This is a genomic window from Actibacterium sp. EMB200-NS6 (assembly GCF_001305615.1).
Taxonomy (GTDB): domain Bacteria; phylum Pseudomonadota; class Alphaproteobacteria; order Rhodobacterales; family Rhodobacteraceae; genus Actibacterium_A; species Actibacterium_A naphthalenivorans.
Window position 1 is genome coordinate 959,125 of record NZ_CP010869.1, and the last position, 19,228, is coordinate 978,352.

Here is a 19,228-nt window from a genome sequence, read left to right on the forward strand (position 1 = left end):
ATGAGCGATCAGATGACAGCGCTGCAAGAGGCCATCGAACAGGTCGAAGCCGGGCGCATGGTGCCCTATCTCGGCCCGGGGGTCGTGGCGCTTTCCGATACCGCCGCGCCAACCTCGCCCGATGCGCTTTGCGCGCTGGTCGAGGCCGAGGTGCGGGTGCCCAAGCGGGCGTCAGGCAATCTGTGGTCGGCGGCGCAATATGTCGAGAGCCGCAAGTTCCGCGCCACCCTGAACGACATCGTCGAACGGGCCTTCGCGGTGGGGCAGGCGGGCGACAACCCCGTGCATGGCTGGCTGGCCGGTCTGCGCCCCCCGATGGTCGTCGATGCATGGTATGACGACGGGCTGATCAACGCTTATGGCGCGCAGTCGAAGGATTGGGGCTGGGTTCAGGGCGTCAGCCGCAATGGCGAATGGATCGAGATCTGGACGCGGGCCTATAATTCGGCGGCCGAGGAGCGCCCCGAAGGCGCCGACCCGGCCTGGCCGTCGCTGATCTACAAGCCGCACGGGCTGGCGCGCAAGGGGTCGAGCTTTCTGATGTCCGACAGCGATTATGTCGAGGTGCTGACAGAGATCGACATTCAGACGCCGATCCCCGAAGAGGTGCGCGCCCGGCGCACCGGCCGCGGGTTTCTGTTTCTGGGCTGCCGGTTCGACGACCAGATGCTGCGGATCTTCGCGCGGCAGATCGTCAAACGCTCCGGCGGCAACCATGTCGCGGTGATCGAGGGGCCGCTGACCCGGATGGAGCAACGCTTTCTCGACGAGCTGGAGATCACCCGGCTCGACCTGCCGCTGTCGGCGGTTGCCGACGTGCTGGCGCTGGCGCCGGCCTGATAAGCGGCGGGCGCGGAAGAAGGGGCGGTGTGTTCCGACCGGGCAGAGCCTGATGACACGCGTCTGCAGCGCGCGCTTGTCGCGCTGCAGGGCGCGCGCCGGGCGCGGTCCGCGCCCGAGGTGGCGGAAGAGGCGCTGCGACAGGCCCTGTCGATCGCGCCCGATCATTTCGAGGTTCAACTCGCCGCCTACCGTTTCTATTTCTACAATCACCGCTATGCGGATGCGGTCGGCTTTGGCGAGGTGCTTCTTGAAACCGCCGCCCGCCGCCTGAACATTTCCACCGACTGGCGCCGTGTCCACCCCGGTGACGCCGCCTTTGCCGACATCGGTTTTGCGCCCGGCCTGTATCTGCAGGCGCTGACCGCCTGCGGCTATTGCCACCTGCGGCTGGGGCAGATGCAAACCGGGCGCGCGATGATGGAACAGGCCGCCGCGCTGGACCCGACCGGCCGTTTTGGCGCCAATGGCATCCTGGCCTGTCTTGACGCGCCCGAGGATTGCTGACCGGCGCCGCGCCGGCGCTCTTTCCCACAGATCCCCGACACGGAACGGTACAAAATTGTCGGGTTCGTCACACAGAGGTGAAGTCATGGAATTTCGGCCAAATATTTGATATTGGCGGATATTTTGGAAAATTTGAACTTGGCACGCTTACTGCTTCCTTAAAGGGGGAGAGCGGCGACCACGCCTTTCTCGTGACACATTACAGACCTGCAAAGGAAACACAGATGAGCGAACTCCGGCAGATCGCCTTTTATGGCAAGGGGGGGATCGGGAAATCGACCACCTCTCAGAACACGCTCGCGGCACTTGTCGAGATGGGTCAGAAGATCCTGATCGTCGGCTGCGACCCCAAGGCAGACTCCACCCGCCTGATCCTGAACGCCAAGGCGCAGGATACGGTGCTTCACCTGGCCGCGGAAATGGGCTCGGTCGAGGATCTGGAACTCGAGGATGTGCTGAAAACCGGCTACCGGGATATCAAATGCGTTGAATCCGGTGGCCCCGAGCCGGGCGTCGGCTGCGCTGGCCGCGGCGTGATCACCTCGATCAACTTCCTGGAAGAAAACGGTGCCTATGACGATGTGGACTACGTGTCCTACGACGTTCTGGGCGACGTTGTCTGCGGCGGCTTCGCGATGCCGATCCGCGAGAACAAGGCCCAGGAAATCTACATCGTCATGTCCGGCGAGATGATGGCGCTTTATGCCGCCAACAATATCGCCAAGGGCATTCTGAAATACGCGAACTCCGGCGGTGTGCGCCTGGGCGGCCTGATCTGCAACGAGCGTCAGACCGACAAGGAACTGGAACTGGCCGAGGCCATGGCCGCCAAGCTGGGCTCCAAGCTGATCCATTTCGTGCCGCGCGACAATATCGTTCAGCACGCCGAGCTGCGCCGCCAGACGGTGATCGAATACGCACCCGAAAGCAAGCAGGCCGCCGAATACCGCGAACTGGCCCAGAAGATCCACAACAACTCGGGCAAGGGCGTCATCCCGACCCCGATCACCATGGACGAGCTGGAAGAGATGCTGATGGATTTCGGCATCATGCAGTCCGAGGAAGAGCGCCTCGCGGCCATCGCCGAAACCGAAGCCGCCAACGCCTGATCAATACGGGGCCGGCCCGGTGGCCGGCCCCCAACCCACGCGAAGAGGAGCCTGCCAGATGGCCAAAGACTATACAAACGACGCGGAGAGCCACGAAAAGCTCATCGAGGAGGTCCTCGCCGCGTATCCCGACAAGGCGAAGAAAAAGCGCCAGAAGCACCTCGGTGTCGCCCAGCCGGGCGAAGAGGGCGAAACCGAAATCGCATCGAAATGCGACACGGTGAAATCCAACATCAAATCGATCCCCGGTGTGATGACCATCCGCGGCTGTGCCTATGCCGGGTCCAAGGGGGTGGTCTGGGGGCCGGTCAAGGACATGGTTCACATCAGCCACGGCCCGGTTGGCTGTGGCCAGTATTCCTGGTCTCAGCGCCGCAACTATTACATCGGTAACACTGGTGTCGACAGCTTCGTGACGATGCAGTTCACAACCGATTTCCAGGAAAAGGACATCGTGTTCGGCGGCGACAAGAAGCTGGGCAAGACGATTGACGAGATCGAAACACTTTTCCCGCTGAACAACGGCACCACGATCCAGTCGGAATGCCCGATCGGCCTGATCGGCGACGATATCGAGGCGGTGGCGCGCGAGAAGAACAAGCAGCATGAAAAGACCATGGTGCCGGTACGCTGCGAAGGGTTCCGCGGCGTGTCGCAGTCGCTCGGTCACCACATCGCCAATGACGCGGTGCGCGACTGGGTGTTCGAAAAGGGCGAAGGCGCCGGCGCCGGGTATGAAACCGGGCCCTATGACGTGAACGTCATCGGCGATTACAACATCGGCGGCGATGCCTGGGCCAGCCGTATCCTGCTCGAGGAGATGGGCCTGAACGTGGTCGGCAACTGGTCGGGCGACGCAACCCTGGCCGAGATCGAGCGCGCGCCGAAGGCCCGGCTGAACCTGATCCACTGCTACCGGTCGATGAACTACATCTGCCGCTACATGGAGGAGAAATACGGCGTCGGCTGGATGGAATACAACTTCTTCGGCCCCAGCCAGATCGCGGCCAGCCTGCGCGCCATCGCCAAGAACTTCGACGAGACGATCCAGGAAAACGCCGAAAAGGTGATCGCCAAGTATCAGCCGCTGGTCGATGACGTGATCAACCGGTTCCGTCCCCGGCTCGAGGGGAAATCCGTGATGCTCTATGTCGGTGGTCTGCGCCCCCGCCACGTGGTCACGGCCTATGAGGATCTGGGCATGCAGATCGCCGGCACCGGCTATGAGTTTGGCCATGGCGACGATTACAAGCGGACCGGCCATTACGTGAAGGAAGGCACGCTGATCTATGATGACGTCACCGGCTATGAGCTGGAGAAGTTCATCGAACAGATCCGCCCCGATCTCGTCGGCTCTGGCATCAAGGAAAAATACCCGGTGCAGAAGATGGGCATCCCGTTCCGCCAGATGCACAGCTGGGATTATTCGGGCCCGTATCACGGCTATGACGGTTTCGCGATCTTCGCCCGTGACATGGATCTGGCCATCAACAACCCCGTCTGGGGCATGTTCGACGCCCCGTGGACCAAGGCCGCCTGACCCGGCCCTGATCCCGCCCCGGATGGACGGGCGCCCCGGCCTGTCCATCCGCCCTTATCGAAACCCTCATCGGCGCGTCCCGGAATGCGGACGGCCAGGAGAAGGATGAAACCAATGCCTCAATCGGCAGATAAAGTGCTCGACCACGCACCGCTGTTCCAGCAGCCCGAATACACCGAGATGCTGAAGAACAAGAAGGCCAAGTTCGAATGCGGCCACCCCGCAGACATGGTCAAGGAAATCGGCGACTGGACGAAGTCCTGGGAATACCGGGAAAAGAACCTGGCCCGCGAAGCGCTGACCGTGAACCCCGCCAAGGCCTGTCAGCCGCTGGGCGCGGTGTTCGCCGGCGCCGGCTATGAAAAGACCATGAGCTTCGTACACGGCTCGCAGGGGTGTGTCGCCTATTACCGCTCGCACCTGTCGCGCCATTTCAAGGAACCGTCTTCCTGCGTGTCCTCTTCGATGACCGAAGACGCGGCGGTGTTCGGCGGGCTGATCAACATGGTTGACGGTCTGGCCAATACCAAGGCGCTTTACGATCCCAAGATGATCGCGGTATCGACGACCTGCATGGCCGAGGTGATCGGCGACGACCTGAACTCGTTCATCCAGCAGGCCAAGGAAAAGGGATCGGTTCCGCAGGAATTCGACGTGCCCTTCGCCCACACCCCCGCCTTTGTCGGCAGCCATGTGGATGGCTATGACAACATGCAGAAAGGCATCCTGCAGAATTTCTGGGACAAGGCCGAGCGCACGCCGGACGAGGGGATCAACATCATCCCCGGTTTCGACGGTTTCGCCGTGGGCAACATCCGCGAGATGAAGCGCCTTCTGGCCGAGATGGGCGTCGAGGCGACGGTGCTGTCGGACGTGTCAGACGTGTATGACACCCCCTCCGACGGCGAGTTCCGCATGTATTCCGGCGGCACCAGGCTGGAGGATGTGGCCGCCGCGCTGAATGCCAAGGCGACCGTGTCGATGCAGGAATACTGCACCAAGAAGACGCTGGAATATTGCGCCGAGAAGGGCCAGGAAACCGCCGCCTTCCATTACCCGATGGGGGTGCAGGGCACCGACGAGTTCCTGATGAAGATGAGCGCGCTTGCCGGTGTCGAGATACCCGAAAGCCTGCGGCTGGAGCGGGGCCGCCTGATCGACGCGCTGGCCGACAGCCAGTCGTGGCTGCACGGCAAATCCTATGCCATCTACGGCGATCCGGATTTCGTCTATGCCATGGCGCGTTTCGTGATGGAGATGGGCGGCGAGCCCAAGCATTGCCTGGCCACCAACGGCAACAAGGACTGGGCCAAGAAGATGGCGGCGCTGCTGGCGTCCTCGCCCTTCGGCGCTGGCTGCCAGGTCTGGGCGGGCAAGGATCTGTGGCACATGCGCTCGCTTCTGGCGACAGAGCCGGTGGATATGCTGATCGGCAATTCCTACGGCAAGTATCTGGAGCGTGACACCGGCACCCCGCTGATCCGGCTGATGTTCCCGATCTTCGACCGCCACCATCACCACCGCTATCCGACCTGGGGCTATCAGGGCGCGCTGAACGTGATGGTCAAGATCCTCGACACGATCTTCGACAAGCTCGACGACGACACGATCGTGCCGGGCGAGACCGACTATTCCTACGATCTGACCCGCTGAGGGTTCGGCGGCCCCGGATCGCCCGGGGCCGCCTTTGCACATCGAAACGCATCACGGGGTGAGCGGAATGGGCGACGCGCTGAAGCAGAAAATTCAGGATGTGTTCGACGAACCGGCCTGCGGGCAGAACGTCAACAAATCCGAACAGCAACGCAAGAAGGGCTGCGCCAAGCCCCTGACGCCGGGTGCGGCGGCTGGCGGCTGCGCTTTCGACGGCGCCAAGATCGCGCTGCAGCCCATCGTCGATGTCGCCCATCTCGTCCACGCGCCGCTGGCCTGCGAGGGCAATGGCTGGGACAATCGCGGCGCCTCTTCCTCGGGCTCGCAGCTTTACCGCACCGGTTTCACCACCGACATGACCGAGCTTGATATCGTCATGGGCCATGGCGAGAAAAAGCTCTTCCGTGCCATCCGCGAGGTGATAGAGGCCCACGCCCCGCCCGCGGTCTTCGTTTATTCCACCTGCGTGCCCGCGCTGATCGGTGACGATATCGATGCGGTCTGCAAGGCGGCGGCAGAGAAATTCGGCACGCCCTGCATCCCCGTCAACGCGCCGGGCTATGTGGGCTCCAAGAACCTTGGCAACAAGCTGGCCGGCGAGGCGTTGCTGGATCACGTGATCGGCACGATCGAGCCGGAGGAATGCACGCCTTACGATGTGAACATCGTGGGCGATTACAACCTGTCGGGCGAGCTGTGGCAGGTCAAGCCGCTGCTCGACAGGCTTGGCATCCGTATCCTCGGCTCGATCACCGGCGATGCGCGCTACCGGCAGGTGGCGATGGCGCACCGGGCCAGGGTCACGATGCTGGTCTGCTCCAAGGCGCTGATCACGCTCGCCCGCAAGCTGGAGGAACGCTACGGCATCCCGTTCTTCGAAGGTTCCTTCTACGGCATTTCCGACACGTCCGACGCGATCCGCACGCTGTGCCGGATGCTTGTCGAACGCGGCGCCGACCCCGATCTGCTGGAACGGTGCGAGGCGCTGATCGCCGAAGAAGAGGCGAAGATCTGGGCCGAGCTGGAAACGCTTCGCCCCAGGGTCGAAGGCCGCCGGGTGCTGCTTTACACCGGCGGGCACAAAAGCTGGTCTGTCGTGTCGGCGCTTCAGGAACTGGGGATGGAGGTGATCGGCACCTCGGTCCGCAAGGCCACCGACGATGACAAGGACCGCGTGAAAGAGATCATGGGCGATGACAAGCACATGTTCGAAAACATGGCGCCCAAGGAAATGTACCGCCTGCTGAAGGATGCCGAGGCCGATGTGCTGATGTCGGGCGGGCGGTCGCAATTCGTGGCGCTGAAGGCGAAAATGCCCTGGGTCGATGTGAACCAGGAAAAGCACGAGCCCTATGCCGGCTATATGGGGATGGTCGATATGGTCCGCGCCATCGACCGCGCGGTGAACAACCCGATGTGGGCCGATCTGCGCGCGCCCGCGCCCTGGGAGGAAGACACCGGCCCGGTGCGCGTGATGCCCGAGCTGCGCGGCACCTGCCCGGTTTCGGGCGTGTCGAACGATGCCGTCGACTTCGAGGATTGCTGACATGGCCAAGCTTGTTCATCCCCGCCGCGCGCTGTCGACCAACCCGCTGAAATCCAGCGCCCCGCTCGGCGCCGCGCTGGCCTATCTGGGCATCGAGGGGGCGATACCGCTGTTCCACGGCTCGCAGGGCTGCACCGCCTTCGCGATGGTGCATCTGGTGCGCCATTTCAAAGAGGCGGTGCCGCTGCAGACCACGGCGATGAACGAGGTGTCCACCATCCTCGGCGGGGCTGATCAGATCGAAGAGGCGATCGAGAACCTGCGCAAGAAGTCAGCGCCGAAATTCATCGGCATCGCCTCGACCGCGCTGACCGAGACCCGCGGCGAGGATGTTCCGGGAGAGCTAAGGGAGATCATCGCCCGGCGCGCCGATTTCGCGGATACCAGGATCGTCTATGCCTCGACCCCCGATTTCGCCGGCGGGCTGGAGGATGGCTGGGCCAGGGCGGTCGAGGCCATCATCGACGCACTGGTGCCCGAGGTTGATCCGGTCTGGCATTCGCCCGAGCTGCGGCAGGTCAACCTGCTGGTGGGCAGCCATGCCACCCCGGCCGAGATCGAAGAGATGGTGCGGATGATCCGCGCCTTCGGCCTGACGCCGATCGTGCTGCCCGATATCTCCACCTCGCTCGACGGGCATGTGTCGGAAAGCTGGGCGGGCACGTCGCTGGGCGGCACCGCGCTGGCCGATATCGAGAAGGTGGCGCACAGCGCGTTTACCCTGGCGGTGGGCGAAAGCATGCGCCCGGCCGCCCGGCTGATCGAGGAACGCGCCTGCGTGCCCTACCGCGTGTTCCAGTCGCTGACCGGGCTGAAGCCGGTGGATGCCTTCGTGCGCACGTTGATGGGCCTGTCCGGCGTCGATGACGCCCCGCCCAGCATCAAGCGCGATCGGTCGCGGCTTCTGGATGCCTCGCTGGATGCGCATTTCCATATCGGCGGGCTGAAGCTTGCCGTCGGTGCCGATCCCGACCTTCTGTTCGCCCTGTCCAGCACGCTCGCCGGGCTGGGCGCCGAGGTGGTGACGGCGGTGACCACCTCCAACACCAACGGCATCGTCGAGCGCGTTCCGGCCGAAACCGTGATCCTGGGTGATCTGGGCGATCTGGAACGCGCGGCGAAAGAGGCGGGGGCGCAGATGCTGATCACCAACGCCCATGGCCGCCATGCCGCCCATGCCCTGCACCTGCCCTTGATCCGTGCCGGCTTTCCGATCTTCGACAGGCTGGGCGCGCAGGATATCTGCCGCGTCGGCTATCGCGGCACGCGGGCCTTTCTCTACGAAACCGCCAATGCCGTTCAGGCCCAACATCACCGCGCGCGCCCCGAGGATTTCGGCGCCGCCCCCATCAGCGAGGAGTTCGAACATGTCCCGCCGACTGCGTCTCATTGAGGCCGAGGCCCCGGCCGAAACCGGGGAAAAGCCCCTGCGCGTCGCGATTGCGACCAATAACATGGAGCATCTGAACGCGCATTTCGGATCGGCCCGCAAATTCGCGATCTATGATGTCACCCCCGAAAGCGCGTGGTTTGTCGAGGCCGTGGCCTTTGACGATGTCACCGGCCAGTCGGGCAAGCATGACGATATCGACGACAAGATCACCCCCAAGGTCGAGGCGCTGAAGGGCTGCGCGCTTTTGTTCGCGCTGGCCATCGGCGGCCCGTCGGCCGCCAAGGTGGTGAAGGCCGGCATTCATCCGATCAAGCGGAAGGACCCCGAGACCATTCAGGAGGTTCTGGAACAGGTGCAGGTGATGCTGAACGGCACCCCGCCGCCCTTCCTGCGCAAGATCCTGGGCCGCCCGGCCACGCCCGCAAGTTTCATGGACGATGAAGAGGAGTTGGTCTGATGACCACCATGACAGACACCGCCCCCCGTGGCGGCGAGATGACCGACAGCCCGTTCCTGAAACAGCTCGCCGCCGTGATCCGCGCCGAAGACAGCTATGGCACCTGGGACGAAAAGAGCGATGCCCAGATCCTGGCCGATTTCATCGTGACCAGGGAAGAGCGGCGCGAGATCCCGATCATCGGCGACCCTGATCCCGACGTGATGTGGCGGGTCGAGAAGTTCTATGACGCGATCGGCCTGATGATCGAAAAGCAGACCGGCTGCATGGCCAGCCAGATGAGCAAGATGAGCCACGAGGGCTTTGGCCGCATCGTGCTGATCGCGGGCAAGCTGGTGGTGCTGTCCAAGCACCTGCGCGACATTCACCGCTTCGGCTTTGAAACCTATGCCAAGCTGGGCGAGGCGGGCGAAAAGCTGACAGCGGATGCCGCCCAAACCATCGCGAAATACCCCGACGCGGCGAAGGGCTGAGGCAGGAGGGCAGAATGGAGATCGAAGAACTGCGGAAGAACGTCAAACGCCTGTCGATGCGGGCCACGGACGCCAAGATGAACCTGCATGACCTGAGCGAGGAGCTGCCGACCGACTGGCAGAAGATCCCCGAAGTGGCCGAGGCCACGTATGACGTGTTCAGGCAACTCGCCGAAGCGCGCAAAGCTTTGAGACAGGCAGAGAAAGCCTCTGCCTGACACGGAAAGGACCAGCCGATGCCGATCACAGCCTTCACCCGCGGCGGCACTGAATACACGCCGGAGTTTCTGGTCGCGATCAATGCCGAAACCTGCATCGGCTGCGGCCGCTGCTACAAGGTTTGCGGGCGCGAGGTGATGACGCTGAAAGGGGTCACCGACGAAGACGAAATCGTCGACCTTGATGACGAGGAATACGAGGATGACATCGAGCGCAACGTGATGGCCCTTGTGAACCCGGATGCCTGCATCGGCTGCGGCGCCTGTTTCCGGGTCTGCCCGACGAACTGCCAGACCCATGCTGTCGCCGACTGAAGCCGCCGCCTCGGGGGCCTGTGCCAACGCGCTGGTTCAGTCGGACTTCGCCTGTATCATCGATCATGCCCTGGCCGAACACGCGGCCGGGCGCGGGCCGTTGAGCGCGCTTCTGGGGCTGGGGCCCGAAGCGCTGGAACGGCTCTGCGCCAAATGGTTTTCCGGCATGGCGCTGCCCGATCTTTCGGTGCCCGCGCCCGCACCCGCCGCCGATCAGGAGGCGATCGCGCTGTTGCTGATCTGGCGCGGCGGCGACGGGTCCGAGGAAAGCCGGTGGCTGGCGCAGATCCTGGCCCGGCGCGCGATGGAAGGCAGCCACCTGTGGGAGGATCTGGGCCTGCCCGACCGCCGCGCGCTGGGCCATCTCATGGCCCGCCACTTTCCCCGGCTGGCCGAGGCCAACAGCCGGAACATGCGCTGGAAGAAGTTCTTCTATCGCCAGATCTGTTCCGACAGCGAGTTCGCCCTGTGCCTGTCGCCCAGCTGCGACGACTGCCCCGAAAAGGCCGAATGTTTCGCGCCCGACGGCGCCTGACATCCGACAATCGCCGCTTGTCGCGAATCTGTCATTGTCACAATCCCCTCACCGCGCTTCTCCCATGTTCCATTCCAACTCATTGAAAATGCGTTAATTTCCGTCTTGGCACGCGGCTTGCTTCTCTTTTGTCAAACGACATTGCTCAGACAGGAGAGATCACATGCTCGAACTTACCGAAACCGCCCGAACGGCCATCAAAACCGCCATCGACGGCGCCGGACAGCCCGTCGCGGGCCTGCGGATCATGGTCCAGGGGGGCGGCTGCGCCGGGCTGCAATATGGCATGGCGCTGGAACTGACCCGCGCCGAAGATGATGCGGTGATCGAGGCCGAGGGCGTGACCGTGCTGATCGATCCCGAAAGCCAGCCGCATCTGGAAGGCACGACGATCGATTTCGTGTCGGGGCTCGAAGGGTCCGGCTTTGTGTTCAACAACCCCAATGCCAGCAGCAGCTGCGGCTGCGGCAAATCCTTCTGCTAGGGAGCGCGGGCCATGTGGGAATATACCGAGAAGGTCAAAGACCATTTCTTCAATCCGCGCAACGCCGGGGCGCTGGCGGATGCCAATGCGGTGGGCGAGGTCGGTTCGCTGTCCTGCGGCGACGCGCTCAAGCTGATGCTGAAGGTGAACCCGGAAACCGAGGTTATCGAAGAGGCGAAGTTCCAGACCTTCGGTTGCGGCTCCGCCATCGCGTCGTCCTCGGCGTTGACCGAGCTTGTCATCGGCAAGACCATCGACGAGGCGCGCCGGCTGACCAATCAGGACATCGCCGAATTCCTCGACGGGCTGCCACCGGAAAAGATGCATTGCTCGGTGATGGGTCAGGAGGCGCTGACGGCCGCCGTGGCCGCCTGGCGCGGCGAGGATCTGGAGGATGACGATCACGAAGAGGGCGCGCTGATCTGCAAATGCTTCGCCGTGGACGAAGGCATGATCGAACGCGCGGTGCGCACCAACAAGCTGACCTCGATCGAGATGGTGACCCATTACACCAAGGCCGGCGGCGGCTGCAATTCCTGCCGCGAACCGCTCGAAGAGCTTCTGGCCGACGTGAATGCCGCGATGGTGGCCGAGGGTATGCTGAAGCCCGAAGAGGCGTTCGTGTTCGGCGCCGCCCCCGCGCCGAAGCCGAAAAAGAAAAAGGCGCAGGGCTTTGTCATCCCCGACATGCCGCCGGTCGCCGCCGCGCCCGCGCCCCAGGCCCCCGCGCCGATCGCGATCACGCCGCTGGCCGCGCCCGCGCCGGTTGCCGAGGCGCCCGCGCCCGCCGGCCGCACCCCCGCGCAGGAGGCGATCGCCATCGCCAGGGTGATCGAAGAGCTGCGCCCCGTCTTCAAGGCCGATGGCGGCGATGTGGAACTGGTGGATTTCGAGGGCGGGCTGGTTCTGGTCAGCCTGACGGGCGCCTGTTCGGGCTGCCAGCTTGCCAACCAGACGCTGGGCGGGCTGCAAAAGCGGATCGCCGAAACCCTGGGCCGTTCGGTCCGCGTGATGCCTGTGGCGAAGACCTGAGGGAGAGCTGAGCAATGACACCGGTATATCTGGACAACAACGCCACGACACGGGTCTTCCCCGAGGTGGTCGAGGCCATGGTACCCTATTTCACCGAACAGTTCGGCAACGCCTCGTCGATCCACGCTTTCGGGTCCGACGTGGGCGGCGCGCTGCGCCAGGCGCGCAGATCGCTTCAGGCGCTGATCGGGGCAGAGTTCGACCACGAGATCATCTTTACCTCCGGCGGAACGGAATCGAACAACACCGCCCTGCGCTCGGCCCTTGCGGCGAACCCGGAGCGCAATGAGATCGTCACCTCCACGGTCGAGCATCCGGCCATCCTGTCGCTGTGCGACTGGCTGGAAAAGCACGAGGGCGTGACCGTACACCGCATCCCCGTAGACAAGCAGGGGCGGCTGGACATCGACGCCTATCGCGCGGCGCTGGGGCCGAAAACGGCGCTGGTCAGCCTGATGTGGGCCAATAACGAGACCGGCACGATCTTTCCGGTCGACGGGCTGGCCGACCTCGCCCATGAGGCGGGCGCGCTGTTTCACACCGATGCGGTGCAGGCGGTCGGCAAGGTGCCGATTGATCTGAAAAGCACCGCGATCGACATGCTGTCGCTGTCGTCGCACAAGTTCCACGGGCCCAAGGGGCTGGGCGCGCTCTATGTGCGGCGCGGCACCCGTTTCCGCCCGCTGCTGCGCGGCGGCCATCAGGAACGCGGCCGCCGGGCGGGCACCGAGAACGCGCCGGCCATTGTCGGGCTGGGCAAGGCCGCCGAAATGACCATGGCCACCATGACCGACGACATGGCCCGCATCACCGCGCTGCGCGACCGGCTGGAAAAAGGGCTGGTGCAGGCGGTGGGCCATTGCTTCGTCACCGGCGATCCGTATGACCGGCTGCCCAACACCTCGACCATCGCGTTTGAATATATCGAGGGCGAGGCGATCCTGCTGCTGCTGAACAAGCAGGGCATCGCGGCCTCGTCGGGGTCGGCCTGCACCTCGGGCTCGCTCGAGCCCAGCCATGTGCTGCGCGCGATGGAGATTCCCTTCACCGCCGCGCATGGCGCCATCCGCTTTTCGCTCAGCCGCGAAACCACGGATGCGGATGTCGACCGTGTGCTCGACGCCGTGCCCGCGATCATCGACCAGCTGCGCGAGATGTCGCCGTTCTGGTCGCGCGATGGTGCCGCGCCGCAAACCTTCGATCCGGCCTACGCCTGAGGAGCCCGCCATGACCGCTGACATGCCGTTCAACCCGCTTCCCCGCATGACGCCCAAAGGGCCCGTTACCTTCTGCGACACGACGCTGAGGGATGGCGAGCAGACCGCCGGTGTGGCCTTTTCGCTGGACGAAAAGCGCGCCATCGCGCGGGCGCTGGACGGGGCCGGGCTGACGGAAATCGAGGTGGGCGTGGCGGCGATGGGCTATGGCGAGATCGCCGATATCCGCACCATCGCCTGCGAATTGCGGCGCGCGGTGCCGGTGGTCTGGTGCCGGCTGCGCATGGTGGATCTGGATTATGCGCATAAATCCGGGGTGCGGCGGCTGCATTTCGCCGTGCCCGTGTCGGAGCGGCAGTTGATGGGCAAGCTGCGGGTCGATCGCCACTGGGCCCGGCGCAACACCGTGGAGCTGGTGCATACCGCCGTCAGCCGCGGGTTCGAGGTGTCGGTGGGCGCCGAGGATGCCAGCCGCGCCGATCCCGCCTTCGTGGCCGAGATTGCGCAGTTGGCCCAGGCTGCGGGCGCGATGCGTTTCCGGCTGGCCGATACGCTGGGCCTGCTGGATCCGTTTTCGACCCACGCGCTGGTCTCCTATCTGGTGCCGCGCATCGCGTTGCCGATCGAATTTCACGCCCATAACGATTTCGGCATGGCCACGGCCAATACCCTGTCCGCCGCCGCCGCCGGGGCCAGCCATCTTTCGGTGACGGTCAACGGACTGGGCGAGCGTGCCGGCAATGCCGCGCTGGAAGAGGTCGCCGCCGCGCTGGAGGCGGCTGGGGTGAACACCGGCATCGCGCTGCGGCGGCTGCATGCGCTTTCGGCGCTGGTGGCGCGCGCCTCGGGGCGGCCGCTGCCGGTGTCCAAGCCGATCGTCGGCGAGGGTGTGTTCACCCATGAGGCCGGCATTCACGTCGACGCGCTGCTGAAGGATCGCGGCACCTATGAAAGCGATGGCCTGGCCCCGGCGCGGTTCGGACGCGCGCATCAGGTGGCGATCGGCAAGCATTCGGGCATCGCCGGCCTGCGCAACGCCCTGGCCGAGGCCAACCTGCCCAGTGACGAGCACACCGCCCGCGCCCTGATCCCGCTGTTGCGCAGCTGGTCGGTGCAGATGAAACGCGCGGCGAATTCCGCCGATCTTGCCGGGCTTGTGGCCCAGGCGCAGCGCGGCGGACGCCGCAGCGGAAGGGGGGCGCAATGACACAGAGCCTTGCACAGCTTGTCGCCAGCGATTTCGCATCGATCCGCGCCCGCGATCCGGCGGCGCGGGGGCCGGTGGAAACGGCGCTGTGCTATCCCGGCCTGCACGCCATCGTGGCCTACCGGGTAGCGCATCGGCTGTGGCGGCGCGACTGGCGCATGGGCGCGCGGATCCTGTCATATCTCGCGCGGATGCTGACCGGCATCGACATTCACCCCGGCGCGAAGATCGGCCCCGGTTTCTTCATCGATCACGGCGCGGGCGTTGTCATCGGCGAAACCGCCGAGGTGGGCGCCGATGTCACGCTGTACCACGGCGTCACGCTGGGCGGTGTGTCCTGGTCCGAGGGCAAGCGCCACCCGACGCTGGGCGACGGCGTTCTGGTCGGGGCGGGGGCCAAGGTTCTGGGCCCGGTCGAAATCGGCGCAGGCGCGCGTGTCGGCGCGAATTCCGTGGTGGTTTCGGATGTGCCGCAAGAGGCAACCGTGATCGGCGTGCCCGCTCGCATCGTGCAGACCGAGCGCCCCAAATCCACCGATCCGCTGCGCGTCGATCTGAACCACCACCTGATCCCCGATCCGGTGGGCCGCACCCTGGCCCGCCTGGCCGACCGCATCGCCTTTCTCGAGGCGCGGCTGGCCGAACACCGCGCCACGACGGTGCACACGGTCGTCCGCGACAGCGCCGACACCCGAAACGAATGCCAACCCCACTGACCCGACAGGAGAGCAAAACATGACCAAGTTTGAAGGCAACACCGTACTCGACCATTTCAGCACGCTGTCCTCGGCCGAAGATTTCTTCGTCTATCTGCTGCTGCCCTTCGACCAGGAAGTGCTGCATGTGGCCCGGCTGCATATCATGAAGCGGATGGGCCAGTATCTGGCGAAGACCGATTTCAGCGGGATGGAGGACGAGGTGGTGTTCCTCGAGGCCCGCAAGCACCTCAAGCGCGCCTATCTGGATTTCGTCGAGTCTTCGCCGTTGCAGGAGAAGGTCTTCAAGGTCTTTGCCGACAAGGCCGCCGAGCAGGCCGCCAAATACGTCAGCATCGACAGCATCGCGCTGGTCGCCGAGTGATCCGCCGCAAACAAGGAGCCTGACCGATGGACGCCCCCGAAACCCCGACCGATGGTCTGAACATCGTCGTATGTATCAAGCAGGTGCCGGATTCCGCGCAGATCCGTGTGCACCCGGTGACCAACACGATCATGCGCCAGGGGGTGCCCACGATCATCAACCCCTATGACCTGTTCGCGCTGGAAGAGGCGATGCGCCTGCGTGATCAATATGGCGGGCAGGTCACCGTTCTGTGCATGGGTCCGCCCATGGCCGAAGACGCGCTGCGCCGCGCGCTGGGGCTGGGTGCCGACAAGGCGGTGCTGATCACCGACCGCCGCTTTGCCGGGTCCGACACGCTGGCGACGTCTTTCGCGCTGGCCACGGCGCTGACGCGGCTGGGCGCGGATCACCCCGTCGATATCGTGTTCACCGGCAAGCAGACCATTGACGGCGATACCGCCCAGGTCGGCCCGGGCATCGCCAGCCGGCTGGAACTGAACCAGCTGACCTATGTCTCCGCCATCGACACGCTGGATCAGGGCAAGGGCGAAATCGTGGTGCGTCGCCGGGCCGAGGGCGGGGTGCAGGTGCTGAAATCGAAGCTGCCCTGTCTGATCACCATGCTGGAAGGTTCGAACGAGATCCGCCGCGGCTCTGTCGCCGACATGTTGCGCGCGGCCCGGGCCGAGCTGACCGTGTGGTCCGCCGAAGAGGCGGGTGTCGAAGACGTGATGATGTGCGGCCTGCGCGGCTCGCCCACTGTCGTGAAACGCGTTTTCGCCCCCAGCGCCCGTGACGAACAGGCCGAGATGGTCACCGTCGAAGGCAAGCAACCCGCGCAGATCGGCGATGCCATCATCGACCTGATCTTCGCCGCCCAACCGAAACTGGAGGCGGATCTCTCCGCCGCCCTGAACTGAAGGAGCGCGCCATGGCTGCCCAACCGCCGAACAAGAAACCCGCCGGCCGCGCGGGGATGAAGAAAGAGCTGCCCGAGAAGTTCAGATCCTACAAGCATGTCTGGGTGTTCGTGGAGCTGGAGCGCGGCAAGGTTCACCCCGTATCGTGGGAGTTGATGGGCGAGGGCCGCAAGCTGGCCGACAAGCTGGGCGTTGATCTGGCGGGTGTGGTGCTCGGCCCGAAATCCGACGAAACCCGGCAGGCGATCAAGGAAACCTATCACTATGGCGCCGACGTTTGTTATATCTGCGAAGATCCGGCGCTGGCCGACTATCGCAACGAACCCTACACCAGGGCGCTGACCGATCTGGTCAACACGCACCAGCCCGAAATCATGCTGCTGGGCGCAACCACGCTTGGCCGCGATCTGGCCGGTTCGGTGGCAACCACGCTGAAAACCGGGCTGACGGCGGATTCCACCGAGCTTGACGTGGATGACGAGAAAAGCCTCGCCGCCACCCGCCCGACGTTCGGCGGCACGCTGCTGTGCACCATTCACACGCTCAATTTCCGCCCTCAGATGGCCACGGTGCGCCCGCGCGTCATGGCCATGCCAGAGCCGGACCGCAGCCGGTCGGGCCGCATGGTCTGGCATTCGCTGAAGATGGACGAGGCCGATATCGTCACCAAGGTTCTGGAATACGTGGCCGATGCCACCACCGACGACGCCAACCTGGCCTATGCCGATATCGTGGTGGCCGGCGGCATGGGCCTGCGCGTGCCCGAGAATTTCCGGCTGGTCACGCGGCTGGCCGATGTTCTGGGCGGCGAATACGGCTGTTCGCGCCCGGTGGTGCAGAAAGGCTGGTTGCCCGCCGACCGCCAGATCGGCCAGACCGGCAACACGATCCGGCCACGGCTATATATCGCTGCCGGCATCTCGGGCGCGATCCAGCACCGTGTCGGGGTCGAGGGCGCGGATCTGATCGTCGCCATCAACACCGATCCCGCCGCCAAGATTTTTGAATTCGCCCATATGGGTGTCGTCGCCGATGCGCTGACCGTTCTGCCCGCGCTTGCGGATGCGTTCGAGCGGCGTCTTGGCCGCCGCGCCATGGCCAGTTGAAGGAGGCTCAGATGTCAGAACATTTCGATGCAATCGTCGTCGGGGCGGGGCCTTCGGGCAATGCTGCGGCCTATACGATGGCCAAGGCAGGGCTCAACGTTCTGCAGATCGACCGCGGCGAATACCCCGGATCGAAGAATGTGCAGGGCGCCATCCTCTATGCCGATGCGCTGGAACGGATCATCCCCGATTTTCGCGAACATGCGCCACTGGAACGGCATGTGGTCGAACAGCGCATGTGGTTGCTGGACGAGAAATCCCACACCGGCGCGCATTACCGCAGCGACGATTTCAACGAGGACAAGCCGAACCGCTACACGATCCTGCGGGCCCAGTTCGACAAATGGTTCTCGCGGCAGGTGCGCGCCGCCGGCGCGCTGCTGATCACCGAAACCACTGTCACCAACCTTGTCAAGGATGATGCGGGCCGGGTGATCGGGGTAGAGACCGACCGCGAAGGCGGGCCGATCTATGCCGATGTGGTGGTTCTGGGCGAGGGCGTGAACGCGCTGGTCGGGCAGAACGCCGGGCTGCGCCCCGAGCTCAAGCCGCAGCATGTGGCGCTGGCGGTGAAAGAGACCCATTTCCTGCCCGAGCAGACCGTGCGCGACAGGTTCAACCTGGCGGGCGAGGATGACGGCGTGGTGATCGAGGTGGTGGGCTCCGTCTCTTCGGGGATGGTGGGCACCGGGTTTCTCTATACCAACAAGGAGTCGATTTCGATCGGCGTCGGCTGCCTGATTTCCGACTTCGCGGAAACCTGCATCCCGCCCTATGAACTGCTCGACAATTTCAAGTCGCATCCGTCGGTGGCGCCGCTGCTGAAAGGATCGGAGATGAAGGAATATGTCGCCCATCTGATCCCCGAGGGCGGCTATAACGCGATCCCGCGTCTGACCGGCGACGGCTGGGTGATCATCGGCGATGCCGGGCAGTTTGTGAACGCCGTTCATCGCGAGGGCTCGAACCTCGCGATGACCACCGGGCGGCTGGCTGGCGAAAGCATCGTGCAGCTCAAGGCAGAGCGCAAGCCGATCACCGAGGCCAACCTGAAGCTCTATCGCGACAAGCTGGCCGACAGTTTCGTGATGAAGGATCTGAAGAAATACCGCCGCATTCCCGCGCTTCTGGAACGTAACAAGCAGCTTTTCACCGCCTATCCCAAGGCGATGAGCCAGGCGCTGCAGATGTTCCTGCGGGTGGATGGCACCGACAAGCGATCGAAGGAAAGCGCCATGATGCGCAGCGTGAAACGCGCGCGCGGAAGCTGGCTGGGCGTGGCAACGGATATGTTCAAACTCATGAGGGCGTGGAGATGACTCAAATCGTGCAGAGAATGGAAGAACGGCTTTTTCAGAACCGCTATCTGGTTGATGAAGGACGGCCGCATATTCAGATCAACCGGGCCGCGGTCGACAGCCCGCAGCTGCGCTCGCTGATCAGCATCTGCCCGGCGGGCTGCTATACCGCCGACGAGGACGGGCGGGTGGAAATCGCCTCGGACGGGTGCATGGAATGCGGCACCTGCCGCATCGTCTGTCAGGCCACCGGCGAGATCGAATGGTCCTACCCGCGCGGCGGCTATGGCGTTCTGTACAAGTTCGGATAGGCCCC

General features: G+C 64.3%; 22 protein-coding genes. All 22 read left to right on the plus strand.

Annotation, left to right across the window (positions count from 1 at the left end; all coding sequences use genetic code 11):
- A complete protein-coding gene (locus tag TQ29_RS04780; RefSeq protein WP_054538232.1) occupies nt 1-840 on the plus strand; it encodes an SIR2 family protein in 840 nt (279 codons plus the stop codon).
- A 27-nt stretch (nt 841-867) separates the two neighbouring features.
- Nucleotides 868-1,347, plus strand: coding sequence for a hypothetical protein (locus tag TQ29_RS04785; protein ID WP_054538233.1), 480 nt, complete (start codon nt 868-870; stop codon nt 1,345-1,347).
- Between the two features lie 224 nt (nt 1,348-1,571).
- On the plus strand, nt 1,572-2,456 hold the full coding sequence (gene nifH / locus TQ29_RS04790) for a nitrogenase iron protein (protein WP_054538234.1): 885 nt from the start codon (nt 1,572-1,574) through the stop codon (nt 2,454-2,456).
- 58 nt (nt 2,457-2,514) lie between these two features.
- Nucleotides 2,515-3,996, plus strand: a complete 1,482-nt coding sequence (gene nifD, locus TQ29_RS04795) for a nitrogenase molybdenum-iron protein alpha chain (protein WP_054538235.1) — start codon at nt 2,515-2,517, stop codon at nt 3,994-3,996.
- A gap of 114 nt (nt 3,997-4,110) precedes the next feature.
- Complete coding sequence (gene nifK / locus TQ29_RS04800; RefSeq protein WP_054538236.1) at nt 4,111-5,649, plus strand: nitrogenase molybdenum-iron protein subunit beta; 1,539 nt, start codon at nt 4,111-4,113, stop codon at nt 5,647-5,649.
- Nucleotides 5,650-5,716: 67 nt separating this feature from the next.
- On the plus strand, nt 5,717-7,195 hold the full coding sequence (nifE, locus tag TQ29_RS04805) for a nitrogenase iron-molybdenum cofactor biosynthesis protein NifE (protein ID WP_082386523.1): 1,479 nt from the start codon (nt 5,717-5,719) through the stop codon (nt 7,193-7,195).
- A gap of 1 nt (nt 7,196) precedes the next feature.
- The gene (nifN, locus tag TQ29_RS04810) at nt 7,197-8,588 is read left to right on the plus strand and encodes a nitrogenase iron-molybdenum cofactor biosynthesis protein NifN (protein WP_054538237.1); all 1,392 of its coding nucleotides are present in this window, start codon (nt 7,197-7,199) and stop codon (nt 8,586-8,588) included.
- A complete protein-coding gene (gene nifX / locus TQ29_RS04815) occupies nt 8,563-9,045 on the plus strand; it encodes a nitrogen fixation protein NifX (protein ID WP_054538238.1) in 483 nt (160 codons plus the stop codon). The genes nifN and nifX overlap by 26 nt, the downstream gene beginning before the upstream one ends.
- Nucleotides 9,045-9,518 (plus strand): NifX-associated nitrogen fixation protein, encoded by a 474-nt coding sequence (locus TQ29_RS04820; protein WP_037205999.1) that lies wholly within the window; start codon nt 9,045-9,047, stop codon nt 9,516-9,518. The genes nifX and TQ29_RS04820 overlap by 1 nt, the downstream gene beginning before the upstream one ends.
- Before the next feature lie 14 nt (nt 9,519-9,532).
- A complete protein-coding gene (locus tag TQ29_RS04825) occupies nt 9,533-9,736 on the plus strand; it encodes a CCE_0567 family metalloprotein (protein ID WP_054538239.1) in 204 nt (67 codons plus the stop codon).
- An 18-nt stretch (nt 9,737-9,754) separates the two neighbouring features.
- On the plus strand, nt 9,755-10,051 hold the full coding sequence (fdxB, locus tag TQ29_RS04830) for a ferredoxin III, nif-specific (protein WP_081940106.1): 297 nt from the start codon (nt 9,755-9,757) through the stop codon (nt 10,049-10,051).
- Nucleotides 10,035-10,586, plus strand: a complete 552-nt coding sequence (locus TQ29_RS04835) for a nitrogen fixation protein NifQ (RefSeq protein WP_054538240.1) — start codon at nt 10,035-10,037, stop codon at nt 10,584-10,586. The genes fdxB and TQ29_RS04835 overlap by 17 nt, the downstream gene beginning before the upstream one ends.
- Nucleotides 10,587-10,749: 163 nt before the next feature.
- On the plus strand, nt 10,750-11,070 hold the full coding sequence (locus tag TQ29_RS04840) for an iron-sulfur cluster assembly accessory protein (RefSeq protein WP_037206008.1): 321 nt from the start codon (nt 10,750-10,752) through the stop codon (nt 11,068-11,070).
- 12 nt (nt 11,071-11,082) lie between these two features.
- The gene (nifU, locus tag TQ29_RS04845) at nt 11,083-12,102 is read left to right on the plus strand and encodes a Fe-S cluster assembly protein NifU (protein WP_054538241.1); all 1,020 of its coding nucleotides are present in this window, start codon (nt 11,083-11,085) and stop codon (nt 12,100-12,102) included.
- 14 nt (nt 12,103-12,116) lie between these two features.
- A complete protein-coding gene (gene nifS, locus TQ29_RS04850; protein WP_054538242.1) occupies nt 12,117-13,319 on the plus strand; it encodes a cysteine desulfurase NifS in 1,203 nt (400 codons plus the stop codon).
- A 10-nt stretch (nt 13,320-13,329) separates the two neighbouring features.
- Nucleotides 13,330-14,526, plus strand: coding sequence for a homocitrate synthase (nifV, locus tag TQ29_RS04855; protein WP_157445514.1), 1,197 nt, complete (start codon nt 13,330-13,332; stop codon nt 14,524-14,526).
- The gene (gene cysE, locus TQ29_RS04860; RefSeq protein ID WP_037211006.1) at nt 14,523-15,242 is read left to right on the plus strand and encodes a serine O-acetyltransferase; all 720 of its coding nucleotides are present in this window, start codon (nt 14,523-14,525) and stop codon (nt 15,240-15,242) included. The genes nifV and cysE overlap by 4 nt, the downstream gene beginning before the upstream one ends.
- 19 nt (nt 15,243-15,261) lie before the next feature.
- The gene (gene nifW / locus TQ29_RS04865; protein WP_037211009.1) at nt 15,262-15,606 is read left to right on the plus strand and encodes a nitrogenase stabilizing/protective protein NifW; all 345 of its coding nucleotides are present in this window, start codon (nt 15,262-15,264) and stop codon (nt 15,604-15,606) included.
- 26 nt (nt 15,607-15,632) lie between these two features.
- Nucleotides 15,633-16,508, plus strand: a complete 876-nt coding sequence (locus TQ29_RS04870; protein ID WP_207642693.1) for an electron transfer flavoprotein subunit beta/FixA family protein — start codon at nt 15,633-15,635, stop codon at nt 16,506-16,508.
- Between the two features lie 11 nt (nt 16,509-16,519).
- Nucleotides 16,520-17,614, plus strand: coding sequence for an electron transfer flavoprotein subunit alpha/FixB family protein (locus TQ29_RS04875; RefSeq protein WP_037211011.1), 1,095 nt, complete (start codon nt 16,520-16,522; stop codon nt 17,612-17,614).
- Nucleotides 17,615-17,625: 11 nt separating this feature from the next.
- Nucleotides 17,626-18,933 carry an FAD-dependent oxidoreductase gene (locus TQ29_RS04880; protein WP_054538243.1) on the plus strand — a complete coding sequence of 436 codons (1,308 nt, stop codon included), beginning with the start codon at nt 17,626-17,628 and terminating at the stop codon, nt 18,931-18,933.
- A 17-nt stretch (nt 18,934-18,950) separates the two neighbouring features.
- On the plus strand, nt 18,951-19,223 hold the full coding sequence (locus TQ29_RS04885) for a ferredoxin family protein (protein ID WP_235974397.1): 273 nt from the start codon (nt 18,951-18,953) through the stop codon (nt 19,221-19,223).
- The last annotated feature ends 5 nt before the right edge of the window (nt 19,224-19,228 follow it).

Excerpts from the sequence above, each read along its gene's own strand:
- TQ29_RS04780 (WP_054538232.1), top strand. The coding sequence starts at position 1 with ATGAGCGATCAGATGACAGCGCTGCAAGAGGCCATCGAACAGGTCGAA.
- nifH (WP_054538234.1), top strand. The coding sequence starts at position 1,572 with ATGAGCGAACTCCGGCAGATCGCCTTTTATGGCAAGGGGGGGATCGGG.
- nifD (WP_054538235.1), top strand. The coding sequence starts at position 2,515 with ATGGCCAAAGACTATACAAACGACGCGGAGAGCCACGAAAAGCTCATC.
- nifK (WP_054538236.1), top strand. The coding sequence starts at position 4,111 with ATGCCTCAATCGGCAGATAAAGTGCTCGACCACGCACCGCTGTTCCAG.
- nifE (WP_082386523.1), top strand. The coding sequence starts at position 5,717 with ATGGGCGACGCGCTGAAGCAGAAAATTCAGGATGTGTTCGACGAACCG.
- nifN (WP_054538237.1), top strand. The coding sequence starts at position 7,197 with ATGGCCAAGCTTGTTCATCCCCGCCGCGCGCTGTCGACCAACCCGCTG.
- nifX (WP_054538238.1), top strand. The coding sequence starts at position 8,563 with ATGTCCCGCCGACTGCGTCTCATTGAGGCCGAGGCCCCGGCCGAAACC.
- TQ29_RS04820 (WP_037205999.1), top strand. The coding sequence starts at position 9,045 with ATGACCACCATGACAGACACCGCCCCCCGTGGCGGCGAGATGACCGAC.
- TQ29_RS04825 (WP_054538239.1), top strand. The coding sequence starts at position 9,533 with ATGGAGATCGAAGAACTGCGGAAGAACGTCAAACGCCTGTCGATGCGG.
- fdxB (WP_081940106.1), top strand. The coding sequence starts at position 9,755 with ATGCCGATCACAGCCTTCACCCGCGGCGGCACTGAATACACGCCGGAG.
- TQ29_RS04835 (WP_054538240.1), top strand. The coding sequence starts at position 10,035 with ATGCTGTCGCCGACTGAAGCCGCCGCCTCGGGGGCCTGTGCCAACGCG.
- TQ29_RS04840 (WP_037206008.1), top strand. The coding sequence starts at position 10,750 with ATGCTCGAACTTACCGAAACCGCCCGAACGGCCATCAAAACCGCCATC.
- nifU (WP_054538241.1), top strand. The coding sequence starts at position 11,083 with ATGTGGGAATATACCGAGAAGGTCAAAGACCATTTCTTCAATCCGCGC.
- nifS (WP_054538242.1), top strand. The coding sequence starts at position 12,117 with ATGACACCGGTATATCTGGACAACAACGCCACGACACGGGTCTTCCCC.
- nifV (WP_157445514.1), top strand. The coding sequence starts at position 13,330 with ATGACCGCTGACATGCCGTTCAACCCGCTTCCCCGCATGACGCCCAAA.
- cysE (WP_037211006.1), top strand. The coding sequence starts at position 14,523 with ATGACACAGAGCCTTGCACAGCTTGTCGCCAGCGATTTCGCATCGATC.
- nifW (WP_037211009.1), top strand. The coding sequence starts at position 15,262 with ATGACCAAGTTTGAAGGCAACACCGTACTCGACCATTTCAGCACGCTG.
- TQ29_RS04870 (WP_207642693.1), top strand. The coding sequence starts at position 15,633 with ATGGACGCCCCCGAAACCCCGACCGATGGTCTGAACATCGTCGTATGT.
- TQ29_RS04875 (WP_037211011.1), top strand. The coding sequence starts at position 16,520 with ATGGCTGCCCAACCGCCGAACAAGAAACCCGCCGGCCGCGCGGGGATG.
- TQ29_RS04880 (WP_054538243.1), top strand. The coding sequence starts at position 17,626 with ATGTCAGAACATTTCGATGCAATCGTCGTCGGGGCGGGGCCTTCGGGC.
- TQ29_RS04885 (WP_235974397.1), top strand. The coding sequence starts at position 18,951 with ATGGAAGAACGGCTTTTTCAGAACCGCTATCTGGTTGATGAAGGACGG.